This is a genomic window from Bacillus sp. Brlt_9, from assembly GCF_051948935.1.
Lineage (GTDB): Bacteria > Bacillota > Bacilli > Bacillales > Bacillaceae_G > Bacillus_A.
In genome coordinates this window covers 14,430-27,965 of record NZ_JAYJLO010000006.1, presented here as the reverse complement: position 1 = coordinate 27,965, position 13,536 = coordinate 14,430, and the positions used below count along the sequence as shown (strand labels likewise).

The window sequence follows — 13,536 nt, the reverse complement described above, 5'->3', positions numbered from 1 at the left end:
CAACGTACATAATATTATGCATTTTGTTTTTACAAGCTGTATATTAAAAAAAGATAAATATCGAACGTATTCGAAGCATTGGTAAGGAAGGGAGCAAGGGTCTTGGTAAGAACTATAAATGAGACATTTTTAAAAGCATGTAGGGGGGAACGCACTGATTATGTACCAGCATGGTATATGCGTCAGGCAGGTCGTTCGCAGCCGGAATATAGAAAGATAAAAGAAAAGTATTCTTTATTTGAAATTACACACAATCCAGAGTTATGTGCTTACGTGACAAAGTTGCCAGTTGATCAATATAACGTAGACGCAGCAATTCTATATAAAGATATTATGTCACCACTACCTGCAATTGGTGTGGATGTGGAAATTAAATCGGGTATTGGTCCAGTTATCGATAATCCAATCCGTTCTTTACAAGACGTAGAAAAACTAGGGGAAATCAATCCAGAAGATGACGTACCGTACATATTAGATACGATTCGTTTATTAACGACAGAAATGCTAGACGTACCGTTAATCGGTTTTTCAGGAGCTCCATTTACATTAGCGAGCTATATGATTGAAGGCGGTCCATCTCGTAACTACCATAATACGAAAGCGTTCATGTATGCAGAGCCGAAAGCTTGGTTTGCTTTAATGGATAAGCTAGCAGATATGGTTATTACATATTTAAAAGCGCAAATTAACGCAGGAGCAAAAGCAGTTCAAATTTTCGATTCTTGGGTTGGAACAGTAAATGTAGCCGATTATCGCGTATTTATTAAACCAGCAATGGAGCGTATTTTTGCAGAAGTTCGTACGATGGGTGTACCAATGATTATGCACGGCGTAGGAGCTGCACATTTAGTAAATGAATGGCATGACTTACCACTTGATGTAGTAGGCTTAGATTGGCGCTTACCGATCGAAGAGGCACGCACGCGCGGCGTTCATAAGGCGGTACAAGGTAATATGGACCCGTCATTCTTACTTGCACCATGGTCTGTTATTGAAGAACATGTAAAAGGTATTTTAGATCAAGGGATGAAACAGCCAGGTTATATCTTTAACTTAGGGCACGGTGTATTCCCAGAAGTAAATCCAGATACATTAAAACGTTTAACTACATTTATTCATGAATACTCTAAAGGGCAGTTAGCGAAGTAAAGGAGATTGGCTGTATGAAAAAGAAAATTGGTTTGCTTGTAATGGCATACGGAACGCCATATAAAGAAGAAGATATTGAACGTTACTATACACATATTCGCAGAGGAAGAAAGCCAAGTCCTGAAATGCTAGAAGATTTAACAGAGCGTTACCGTGCAATTGGTGGTATTTCTCCTTTAGCTACTATTACATTAGAGCAAGCTAAAAAGTTAGAACAGCGTTTAAATGAAGTACAAGATGAAGTGGAGTACCATATGTATCTTGGCTTAAAACATATCGAACCGTTCATTGAAGATGCAGTGAAAGATATGCATAACGACGGTATACAAGATGCAATCGCACTTGTTCTTGCTCCGCACTATTCTACGTTTAGCGTGAAATCATACGTTGGACGAGCACAAGAAGAAGCTGAGAAACTTGGAAACTTAACAATTCACGGCATTGATAGCTGGTATAAAGAACCGAAATTCATCCAGTACTGGGTTGATGCAGTGAAAGGTATATATAACGGTATGTCAGAAGCCGAGCGTGAAAAAGCAGTATTAATCGTATCTGCTCATAGCTTACCAGAGAAAATTATCGCAATGGGCGATCCATATCCAGATCAATTAAATGAAACAGCTGATTATATTGCACGTGGCGCTGAAATAGCTAACTATGCAGTAGGTTGGCAAAGCGCCGGAAACACGCCAGATCCTTGGATTGGTCCAGATGTACAAGATTTAACGAGAGAATTAAATGAAAAGTACGGTTATACTTCATTCGTATACGCACCAGTTGGATTTGTTGCGGAACATTTAGAAGTTTTATATGACAACGACTTTGAGTGTAAAGTTGTAACAGATGAAATTGGCGCGAAATATTATCGTCCAGAAATGCCAAATGCATCGGACGCATTTATCGACTCTTTAACAGATGTTGTATTAAAGAAAAAAGAATCTGTAATGTAAAAAGAAAGGGGGAGCCTGCTTGAGGAAAAAAGTTGTAATCATCGGCGGTGGCATCACAGGATTAACAACAATGTATAACTTGCAAAAAGAAATTCATGATAACAACTTGCCGATCGATACATTACTGATAGAAGCATCGGGTAAACTTGGCGGGAAAATTCAAACCGTTCGAAAAGATGGATTTATAATTGAACGCGGACCGGATTCTTTCTTAGCACGAAAAGAAAGTGCAGCTACATTAGCGAAAGAATTAGGTCTTGGCGATGAACTTGTAAATAATAAGGCCGGTCAATCATTTATCCTCGTAAACAATCGGTTACATAAAATGCCGAGCGGATCAATGATGGGAATTCCAACGCAAATTACGCCGTTTCTATTTTCCGGGCTGTTCTCTCCAATTGGTAAGCTAAGAGCTGGTTTTGATCTGTTAATGCCGAGATCAAAGCCAGTATCTGACCAATCACTTGGGCATTTTTTCAGACATCGCCTCGGCAACGAAGTGGTTGAAAATTTAATAGAACCATTACTATCGGGTATTTATGCAGGGGATATTGATGAAATGAGCTTAATGTCAACATTCCCGCAAATGTATCAAATTGAGCAGAAACATCGCAGTATTTCACTCGGTATGCGTACACTTGCTCCGAAAAAAGAGACATCTGAACCGAAAAAAGGAATCTTCCAAACAGTGAAAACAGGTTTAGAATCTATCGTAGAATCTCTCGAAATGAAGATGCATGAAGGTACGATAATAAAGGGAACTCGTATTGAAAAAGTTGCAAAACAAGGTGATAGCTATGCGATTATGCTTAGTAACGGAAAAGAAATAGAAGCGGACGCGGTCGTAGTGGCAAGTTCGCATAAAGTATTGCCATCTATGTTTGCTCAGTACAAGCAGTTTCGTTTCTTCCGCAACATCCCGTCCACATCAGTTGCGAATGTGGCAATGGCTTTCCCGCAATCAGCCATTCAGCGCGATATTGATGGCACAGGGTTTGTCGTATCTCGAAATAGTGATTACACAATTACAGCATGTACGTGGACACATAAAAAATGGCCACATACAACGCCAGAAGGAAAAATGCTACTTCGTTGTTACGTTGGACGCCCTGGTGATGAAGCAGTTGTAGAACAAACAGAAGAGGAACTCGTTCAGCTTGTACTAGAAGACTTACGAAAGACGATGGATATTACAGAGGATCCAGAGTTTACAGTCGTAAGCCGCTGGAAAGAAGCGATGCCCCAATATACAGTAGGCCATAACGAGCGAATGAAGAAACTCACAATATTTATGGAGAAAGAGTTGCCAGGTATATACTTGGCAGGTAGTTCTTACGCTGGTTCTGGTCTTCCGGACTGTATTGATCAAGGTGAGAAAGCCGCAAAGCGTGTACTCTCTCATTTGGAGAAAGTAATGGATACCGAATTAATTGTACAATAAAGTGAAACGCCTTCAATCATATTGAAGGCGTTTTGTTACTTATTCACCGATAAACATATATAAGTTATTTGGCTTTATAACGGCATCTCCTGCATAAATAACCCACTCTGTTAAGTTATCAAAATCTAACTGATAACTATTTCCTTCACTCATATCTTTTATAAAATATGGTTCGTTAATGAGTATTCCTTGAATAAGGTCTTCCGTAATATGTTGCATTTCAAACCACATATGTTCGCTTTTACCCTCTTCATAGGAAACACCAAATTTAGCGAGGAAACGAAACTCTTCATTTGATTGTTCAATTTGAAAAATGTTGCTGAAATACCCGAAAGTATTCTTCGCATTGTAAGCCATACGCGCCGTTTCACTATTTGTTTTATAAAACATGAGCCCCGTAGCTTCCTCGTGTTCTTTGAAAAAGCTTTCGATACATTCTTCTGAAGTATCAAATTTGAACAAGAGAACAGATGGCGATTGATGGTATTCATCTCGGTCATCCATCCCGCCTAAGAATGTGTTTTGTGCATCAATTGGTTGTAGCTTCACTTCTTCATCCTCAATTGAAGATAATTGATCTATACTCGTTTTATGTCCGATATAAGATAAGCCTTTTTCCCACGGAACAGCTACTGTATGTATAGAACCTTGCTGACTATGTGCGATAACGATAGGCTCATTCATTGGGACTTGGCCATTCTCAACGGCATTATTAGCAAAGGTTTGAAAAAGATCGCCAATGCCGTAATAAGAAGAAATGCGATTTGGAATAATTAATTCTATTTCTGTTACGCCCGCTCTTAAAAGGCCGTGTGTATGAAACCAATATTGCGTAGGCTCGCCTTCTTTATCGTCTTCATAAACGGAATGAATAACGTATAAGTCAGGAATGTCAGGTAATAATTCATTTTCAACGTGATATTCAATATAGTTTCTAGATATCACTTTCATTGCTGCGCTTGAATCAATTACAAATAACAAGTCTGGAGCGAGGTGCCATAAAAATTGTATTTGCTGGAAAAAGCAGTCCAGTACATCACCTACAAATAGCGTACGAGTGAAAATTTCAGTACCAAAAGCTGCATCTTCAAAAGTACGGTCTACTATTGTGGAATCTTGTCTATTGTACAGTTTATATTCTTCTGGTTCATTCGCCTCATCAATATGCAGTTCATACGGTATGATTGTTTCATCCATATGCAACTCAACAATAAGGCTTGTCTCATCACTATAAACAATTTTCAACTCATCAACTTTAGTAGCGATATTTTCTAGCCGTTGTTTTAACTGCTCAATTGTAATTCTATTTGGTATAACGGCAATCATATCTGAAAAATGACGTTCTAATGTTCCATTCATAGCTGCGCGGTATGTTTCTGTTTGCACTTCCATCCAATCACTCCTATTCAAATGAATCCATTTTCCATGCCAATGAAATTTCGATATTTTCTGTTTTCTCTCTAATATTATAGAGTGCATTCATAGAGGCTGTAAAATTATTATTTTGTATTATAGTTTGAAAGCTTGTAAATTAAATAAATTTTTTGTAAAACTTGTCGAAATATAGTTCTATATAACGAATCATTTGATATGATAGACATGCTGAGAAAATATGAAATAGGGAGAGGAAAATGGCTGTGAAGAAATTGTTAAGTGTCTTTTTATCATTTATACTATTGCTTTCATTTACTGGAACTTTAGTACAAGCAGAAGAAACTACTTCTATGTCAGTAGAAAAAGCAATTCAAGTATTTAAACAGCAAGGGAAAACGAAGGGGACAGTGGAAGGATATATTGTTGGATATACGCAAAGTCCTTCTAAATACACGAAAGATCCGGCTAAGTTTGATGATACAAACGTAGCAATCGCGGATTCGCCAAATGAAACGAATCCGGACAAAATCATGCCTGTTCAGTTGCCAAAAGGCGATGTGAGAGCGGCAGTAAACGTGAAAGATCATCCTGAAAATATCGGGAAGAAAGTTAGTTTAACAGGGACGCTTGAATTATATTTTAGTAGCCCAGGTTTAAAATCAGTAACAGCTCATAAGTTTCAAGGGGAAGGACAAAACCGTGTTAGCGATGTAGTAGCTTCGCCTGGTAGCGGAGAAGTTGCGAAAGGAACAGCGGTAACTTTAACGACGAATACAGAAGGAGCAACAATCTACTATACGTTAGATGGCTCTAACCCTACAAACAAGAGTGTTCGTTATAACGGACAAATTGTAATAAATGAAAATAGTGTGATTAAAGCAATTGCAGAGAAAGAAGGGCTTACTTCTTCAGCGATTTCGACATTTTCATTTACTATCGTAAACAATGAACAAGTTCGTATTCATGATATTCAAGGGAAATCACATGTCTCTCCTTACAAAGGGAAGAAAGTATACAATGTGGAAGGCGTTGTAACAGCGCTTGATAAAAACGGTTTTTATATCGAAGATAACCAGCCGGATAATGATCCAGCTACTTCAGAAGGTATGTACGTATACAAAAAAGATGCGAATGTAGCGGTAGGAGATCTTATTCAAGTTGATGGAGAAGTAGAAGAATATGTTGGGCCTGGATATGCAGAAAGATTTGACACAGACTTAACGACGACGGAAATTAAAGCGAGCCGCGTTGCTGTAATCGCAAAAGATCAAGCTTTACCAGCACCGATTGTACTTGGAGAAAACGGTGTGAAAATTCCTGATCAAATTATCGATAATGATGCATTTGGTTTATTTGATCCAAATGAAGATGCAATCGACTTTTATGAAAGTATAGAAGGTATGCGTGTTACGATGCCAACGCCAAAAATCATTGCCCCTCAGAAAAACGGGAACTTATATGTAACAGTGAAAAATGGCGGGAATAAAGTCGTAACGAAATATGGCACACCTGTATTAGATGAAAATCAATTAAATCCAGAGCGTCTTTCTGTCAAAGTACCTCGTGATTATGTAGCAAAAGTAGGAGATACTTTCACAGGAGATATAACAGGAGTAGTCGGATATGATTACGGTTCATTCCGCATTGCGCCAATAACGGAATTACCATCTGTAGTAGATGGCGGATTTAAGCAAGTAGGAGCAAATATTCAGCCGCGTCTTGATAAGTTAACAGTTGCTACATATAACATTGAAAACTTCTCGGCGAATAAAAAAGAAACAACAGATGAAAAAGTAAAAGCGTTAGCGTATTCTATTAAATACAATTTAAAAATGCCCGATATTATCGGTGTAGAGGAAATGCAAGATAATAACGGATCGATTAATGACGGTACAACAGATGCTTCATTAAGCGCAAAACGTATCATTGATGCAGTTCTAGAAATTCGCGGGCCAAAGTATGAGTATGTAGAAATTGCTCCGCATAATAATCTAGACGGAGGAGCACCAGGAGCGAACATTCGCGTCGGTTTCTTCTATAACCCATCACGCGTGAAATTAGCAGCAGTACCGAAGTTACTTAATAAAAATGTCGTTCGTATTGGAGACGAAAACCCATTATTTGAAAGTACACGTAAACCGCTTGCGGCAGAATTTACGTTCCAAGGACAAAACGTTGTTGTCGTTGCAAATCACTTAAACTCAAAAATAGGAGATGCAACGCCATTTGGAAAAGTGCAGCCGCTCGTATTAACGAGTGAAGAAAAACGAGTTCAATTAGCACAAGAAGTAAACAATTTCGTACAAGGTATTCAGAAAAAGAACACGAATGCACCAGTTGTTGTGTTAGGAGATATGAACGATTTTGAGTTTGCTAAACCATTAAAAACGTTGGAAGGAACAATTTTGAAAAATATGTTAAACACAGTGCCGAAAGAAAATCGCTACACGTACATCCATGAAGGAAATGCACAAGTGTTAGATCATATTTTAGTAACAAACAACATCGCACCACACACAATCGTAGATCCAGTACACTTAAACTCAAACATTATGAAAGAACATGGACGTGTAAGCGATCACGACCCAGTACTTGCTCAAATTGATTTGAAGAAAGCTTCTTAAATCTTTGAAAAAGAACGCTTAGAACTATACTGAGCGTTCTTTTTCTGTAAAAATCATGTTAAAATTAATTAAAAATTCAGTTTTTTATAACGAGGAGGTTAAAAATGCAAGCATGGTTAAATGGAAAATTAATAAATCAGCTTGCAATTTTTTTTAGTACGATCGTCATGCTTCAGTTTGTAGCTGATGTAACAGGGCTTACACAAAATTTAGATATTACATATAACTTAATACATACAGCCTTGTCCTATGTAACGTTTAGTTTGGCAGTGATTTTTACTTTAATAGGTGCAAGGAGAGAACTAAGTAAATATGCAATTATTTCATTATGTTTAGTTGTAGGTATTAAAGCGATATATTTTACGGCGGTCGTTATTTTATGGGGAGTGGCAGGTACGCCGTAAAGGGGAGGATAATAATAAGAGCGTAATTCTCTAAGCTAGCTTAGAGAATTACGCTCTTATTCGTTCAACGATTTAGTCTGAAATTGCTTGAAACGCTTTTCTACACCGATCTCTTTTTTGCAGTCTTCTTCTATATTTTTTTCTATCCCGCTTTACTCCTTGTATATACATCAATAAGCTAACGAGAAGGAAGAAAGTACATTGCATCGTTAAAATGTACGGTGACATGCCTTGCAATGGTTGCTTTGGATCATATAAATGAAAAGGTGCCCCGCCTATTGTAGGGAATATTGTATTTAGCAGGACGTACGGAATGGAGGCAACTGCGAATGGAAAGAGAATCGCCATATAGTCCTTTTGTGACCATACAGATGCAGCAAGTCCTAAAAGGGCCATTAAACCTGCAAATAAAAAATTAATTCCGATATATACAGTAATGTAAGTGAGAGGCGCATCTAAATATAGGTTTGCGAACATTCCATCATCATTTATAATGCCTGAACCAGCCGTCGGTGTTCCGTCTGGAATGGTTAATTTGCAAAATAATAACGATAAAATGAATGGAAGCGTATAAAGAAATCCGCCGCAAAAAAACGTAACGATATATTTCGTTACTGAATAAGGAAATATAGAAATCCCTTTACTCACGAACGGTTTAAAACCATCTGACTTATCCGAATTGTAACTTGTACTAAAGGGGAAACTCGCAATGACTGGCATTAATAATAAATAAACATCCATTTCATTGTCGCGAAATCCAATCCATTTTATATCTGTTGATATAGGACCATTCGCTGCGTCTCCTAAATAACGGAGTACATAGTAATAGTGATAAATACAAATAAGAACGAATCCACTAAGCATCATAATTAAAGAAATACGATTACAAAAAGCTTGCTTTATATTTAAACGAAGCGCACGCATCATGACTGAAAAAGCCTCCACTATTTTGATAAACTTGTCTATTTTCTATATTACTATTAAATGTAAAGATTTTCTTGTTTTTTTTATTTGATTATTTGAAAAAAGGGAAATTTGTTGTCGTTAAGTAAGGTTTAACTGTAGATCTTAAGAACACCTTTTCTTTTTCTCTTTTCTTCTGATACACTATGACAGTATTATATAATTTGACTGGAATTTTTTTATACTGGAAATAATAAAAAAGAGAACTTGTATACAATGTAAGCGTGTGGTAATATCAAAGATGTACTGATTGACTATATTATCCAATTGGTCATTTTTGGAGGTGACGATGTGGCAATAGATCGAAAACGTTCTATTATTGAAGCTGCAACAAAGTCTTTTTCAGCGTTCGGTTATAAAGCAACAACGATGGATCAAGTAGCGAAATTAGCGAATGTAGGAAAAGGAACGATTTATACTTTTTTCAAAAATAAAGAAGAGCTATTTGGTGAAATTATTTCTAATTTAATTACAGAAATGAAGCAAGTTGCAGAAAATGCAATTCGTTCAGATGTTTCATTTTTTGAAAATGTACATAGAGCATTATATAGCATATTAGAATTCAGAAAAGAACATCAGCTCATGATTAAGTTAATTCAAGAAGAGCGCGATATGGGAACGAAAGAAGTACAAGAAGTGATGCAACAAGTAGATGTGGAAATCGTTTCTGTCATTCAATCGTATTTAAAGATTGCGATTGATAAAGGTGAAATTAGCAAATGTGATCCAGAAATTACAGCATTTATTATGCTTCGCTTATATGTATCGCTTATTTTTGATTGGGAAAAAAATCATGAACCGCTAGAAAAAGAAAAAATTGCAGAATTATTTGAACTTTATTTATTAAAAGGATTGTCAAATTAAGATAATCCTTTTATTATTATAAAAAATGACCATTTGAACAAAATGGTCATATAATAATTTTAGGAGGGATAATAGAAATATTCACTTCATAGTAAGGAACAGTTGCATAGTATAAATTCGGGGATAAGGCATATGTATGAATAAGTATAGCCTTCTTATTTGGGAGAAAGTGACCAGATGAACAATTCGGTCATTCGGAAAAGGGGTAGAAATGATGAAATGGGATCAGTTACTTCGTAAAGAGTTTACTGAAATTATAAAAAGTAAAAAAATATTAATTCCAATTATCGCGGTTTTATTCGTGCCAATTTTATATGCAGGTATGTTTTTATGGGCCTTTTGGGATCCATATAAACAGTTAGATGATTTACCAGTTGCGGTAGTCAATTTAGATAAAGGTGCAGTATTTGATGGGAAACCAATTGAGGTCGGAAAAGGGCTCGTTGATAACTTAAAAGATAATACAAGTTTCAAATGGGAATTTGTAAGTGAAAAAGAAGCGAAAAAAGGAATGGAAGGTAGAAAGTATTACATGTTAGTACGCATTCCAGATGACTTCTCAAGTAACGCTACAACGTTATTAAAAGATGAACCAAAACCATTAAACTTAGAATACATTCCAAACGAAAGCTTAAACTTCTTATCTTCACAAATTGGCGGAACAGCCATTGAAAAAATTAAAGGTGAAGTATCAAGTACGTTAACGAAAACATATGCAGAGAAAATGTTTGATTCCATTCAAGACGTCTCAAAAGGATTAGCAGATGGGGCGGAAGGAGCAAATAAACTACACGACGGATCAAGTGAGCTACATGATGGTTCAAGTAAAGTGACGGACGGCCTTCATACACTTCAAGGGAAGTCTGGGGAGATGAAGGATGGAGTTCAGAAATTAGCAGATGGATCTAATAAATTAGTAGATGGGTCCGGAAAAGTGACAGTAGGTTTAAATACGTTAAATGACAAAACTGGTGAAATGAAAATAGGTGTCGGAAAGTTAATAGATGGATCGGGAAAAGTAACGAACGGTTTAAATACGTTAAATAGTAAAACAAGTGAGATGCAAACAGGTATCGGAAAATTAATAGATGGATCGGGAAAAGTAACGAACGGTTTAAATACGTTAAATAACAAAACGGGTGAAATGCAAAAAGGAATTGGTGAATTACATGATGGATCTGAAAAAGTGACCGGTGGTTTGAACAAATTAGTAAGTAAATCCGGTGAATTACAAAAAGGAACAACGGATCTATCAAATGGTATGGGAAAACTTGCTGAAGGGCAAAGTCAATTAGAAAAATGGTCTCAAGAGATTCAAAAGGGATTGCAAGATTTAAATAGTAATGTACAAAAATCTGTTGCAGGATTGGGGGAAATGCAGTCGAAAGGCCCTTCTATATTGAATACAGTAAATGAGAAAATAGATGGTGCTGGGGCGAATGTAAAACAGTTAAATGAACTTACGCAATCAACAGCAGGAGATGCAAAAAATGCAGCGCAAGATGTAGCAAATTTACAAAAGCAAATTGAAAGTTTACCAAAAGAATATCAAGAGCAGTTACAACCATTCGTAACAAGTGCCGTAAAAAGTACAACGACAGTTCAGCAAAAAGCTGTCGGAGTAGCAGGTGGAACAAATAAATTAAATGAAGAAGTAAAACAATTAACAGGTGAAATAAATCAAAAAACAGGTGAAGGGCAAAGTAAACTACCGAATACAGTAGAATTACAATCTTTAACTGTTAGTATTGATCAATTATCCAATGCACAAAAAGGGTTTGTTGAAAAATTTCAAGGGTTTGGTGCGAAGTTAAATACTGCTAAAGAAGGAGCAAATAAATTTAAAAACGAATCCGGTCAATTAATTGATGCGATAAATCAATTAGCGGACGGTTCAAACCAAGTAACAGGTGGTTTAGGCACATTATCTGTAGGTGCAAGCCAAATGACCGGTGGAATAAATCAATTAGCAGAAGGTTCAAACCAAGTAACAGGTGGTTTAGGCACATTATCTACAGGAGCAACTCAACTGGCTGGTGGTGTAAATCAATTAGCAGAAGGTTCAGGCCAAGTAACAGGCGGTTTAGGAACATTATCTGTAGGAGCAAACCAAATGGCAGGTGGAGTAAATCAATTAGCAGATGGATCTAATCAAGTAACAACTGGCTTAGGTACTCTAAATGGTGGCCTAAATCAAATGTCAACAGGCTCAACCCAGCTAATCGACGGAGTAAATAAACTAGCAGACGGATCAGGAAAAGTAACGGATGGACTTGTAAAAGTAAACGATGGTTCAGGTGAACTTGCTGAGAAACTTGGTGAAGGGGCAGAGAAAACCGGTGAAGTGAAAGGGACGGATAAAACGTATGATATGTTTGCAAGTCCTGTAAAAGTGAAGACAGAGAAAATGGCGGAAGTTCCAAACTACGGAACTGGATTTACACCGTATTTCTTATCACTCGGTTTATTTGTTGGGGCATTACTATTATCAATCGTATATCCATTACGTGATACAGTGGGCGTTCCGAAATCAGGATTTAGTTGGTTTATTAGTAAGTTCGGCGTGTTACTATCAGTTGGTATTATTCAAGCGATAGTAGCGGATGTTATATTATTATTCGGATTAGGTGTAGAAGTACAAAGTATTCCGTATTTCATACTCTTTAGCATCGTTACAAGCTTAGCGTTTATCGCATTAATTCAATGTTTAGTAACAGCATTTGGTGATGCAGGGCGTTTCATCGCCATCATCACATTAATTATTCAGCTTACAACAAGTGCTGGAACATTCCCGCTAGAATTGATTCCGAAGTTTTTACAGCCATTCAATGCTTGGTTACCGATGACATATTCTGTATCTGGATTGAAAGCAGTCGTATCAAGTGGAGACTTTAACTTCATGTGGCAAAACATAGGAATACTCATGATCTTCATCGTTGTATTATCAATTGGAACGATCGCGTCATTAACGTGGATGCACAAACGACAATTTAGAAATATTGCGGAAAATCAATCGATTGAAGCGTAGAAAAAAGCACCTTTTCGGTGCTTTTTTTATTTTAATGTAGGGGGTCTTTTCTGTAGTTTATATAAACCTTTTTACAAGATATAGAGACGAAGGAAAAGGATTTACAATAATTTATAGAGAAAACTAGATATAGGGGAGTTGATATGATGAAAGGAAATCTTACTTACTTACTATTTTATTTTGTATCCACTAATCTTCTTTCTTATTTTCACCCTTTCACCTATCTTATTTCACAAAGAGGAATATACAAGTATAAAAGATACATTCGGAATACTGATATTCTACTATGTGTTAATTAGCGGGTATTACCTGATGGATGTTGTAAGTAAAAGAATGAAGAAAAGTAATAAGGACAAACAATAAAGTTGTATTATTTAAAAGCCGATGGAGGATAACAAAATGACCGAAAATGAAATGAAATTCAGAGATACGACGATTCGTAACTTTTTCGATAAAGAGGATCGTTTAAAATCGATTCCAGGTCAAAAGAAGAAAAAGCTAGTATTGTTAGAGCATTTAATTAGCAAATTAAACGCTGAAAATCACTATACAGAAAAAGAAATGAATACATTTATAAAACAATATCACGATGACTTTTGTACGATTAGACGCGAGTTTATTGTGCACGGGTTTATGGATCGCGAGGATAATATGTACCATATAAATGGGAGAGAAGTTTGGACGAAGTGGGAGGAGTTAAAATAATGAATTAGCGGGGGATCCTCACGTTATCTATTCT

General features: G+C 36.6%; 11 protein-coding genes. 9 read left to right on the top strand and 2 right to left on the bottom strand.

The annotated features are described in order from the left end of the window. The first annotated feature begins 102 nt into the window (after window positions 1-102). The 3 genes from hemE to hemY are packed head-to-tail and all read left to right on the top strand — an operon-like array spanning window position 103 to window position 3,540. Window positions 103-1,149: a uroporphyrinogen decarboxylase gene (hemE, locus tag VF726_RS21985; protein ID WP_098270132.1), complete on the top strand. Its 1,047-nt coding sequence runs from the start codon at window positions 103-105 to the stop codon at window positions 1,147-1,149. A 14-nt stretch (window positions 1,150-1,163) separates the two neighbouring features. Beyond that, window positions 1,164-2,099, top strand: coding sequence for a ferrochelatase (hemH, locus tag VF726_RS21980; RefSeq protein WP_440172112.1), 936 nt, complete (start codon window positions 1,164-1,166; stop codon window positions 2,097-2,099). Window positions 2,100-2,118: 19 nt separating this feature from the next. Then, complete coding sequence (gene hemY / locus VF726_RS21975; protein ID WP_440172110.1) at window positions 2,119-3,540, top strand: protoporphyrinogen oxidase; 1,422 nt, start codon at window positions 2,119-2,121, stop codon at window positions 3,538-3,540. 39 nt (window positions 3,541-3,579) lie between these two features. Here hemY and VF726_RS21970 read toward each other — a convergent pair whose 3' ends face one another. After that, on the bottom strand, window positions 3,580-4,932 hold the full coding sequence (locus VF726_RS21970) for a DUF4026 domain-containing protein (RefSeq protein WP_440172108.1): 1,353 nt from the start codon (window positions 4,930-4,932) through the stop codon (window positions 3,580-3,582). A 239-nt stretch (window positions 4,933-5,171) separates the two neighbouring features. Between VF726_RS21970 and VF726_RS21965 the strand changes: the two genes are divergently transcribed. Continuing rightward, window positions 5,172-7,538 (top strand): DUF6359 domain-containing protein, encoded by a 2,367-nt coding sequence (locus VF726_RS21965; protein ID WP_440172106.1) that lies wholly within the window; start codon window positions 5,172-5,174, stop codon window positions 7,536-7,538. A 104-nt stretch (window positions 7,539-7,642) separates the two neighbouring features. Next, window positions 7,643-7,942 (top strand): hypothetical protein, encoded by a 300-nt coding sequence (locus VF726_RS21960; protein WP_440172104.1) that lies wholly within the window; start codon window positions 7,643-7,645, stop codon window positions 7,940-7,942. 72 nt (window positions 7,943-8,014) lie between these two features. On the opposite strand, the gene VF726_RS21955 is transcribed toward VF726_RS21960, so the two are convergent. Then, window positions 8,015-8,869 (bottom strand): hypothetical protein, encoded by an 855-nt coding sequence (locus VF726_RS21955; protein WP_440172102.1) that lies wholly within the window; start codon window positions 8,867-8,869, stop codon window positions 8,015-8,017. 327 nt (window positions 8,870-9,196) lie between these two features. Here VF726_RS21955 and VF726_RS21950 point away from each other — a divergent pair, with 327 nt between their 5' ends. The 4 genes from VF726_RS21950 (at window position 9,197) to VF726_RS21935 (ending at window position 13,502) form a co-directional block, all read left to right on the top strand. After that, window positions 9,197-9,769, top strand: coding sequence for a TetR/AcrR family transcriptional regulator (locus VF726_RS21950; protein WP_000963375.1), 573 nt, complete (start codon window positions 9,197-9,199; stop codon window positions 9,767-9,769). Between the two features lie 214 nt (window positions 9,770-9,983). After that, window positions 9,984-12,797: a YhgE/Pip family protein gene (locus VF726_RS21945; protein ID WP_440172099.1), complete on the top strand. Its 2,814-nt coding sequence runs from the start codon at window positions 9,984-9,986 to the stop codon at window positions 12,795-12,797. Between the two features lie 156 nt (window positions 12,798-12,953). Beyond that, window positions 12,954-13,160 (top strand): hypothetical protein, encoded by a 207-nt coding sequence (locus tag VF726_RS21940; protein ID WP_440172519.1) that lies wholly within the window; start codon window positions 12,954-12,956, stop codon window positions 13,158-13,160. A 36-nt stretch (window positions 13,161-13,196) separates the two neighbouring features. Further along, entirely contained in the window at window positions 13,197-13,502 is a 306-nt protein-coding gene (locus tag VF726_RS21935) for a DUF2087 domain-containing protein (protein WP_440172097.1), read from the top strand. Window positions 13,503-13,536 lie beyond the last annotated feature (34 nt).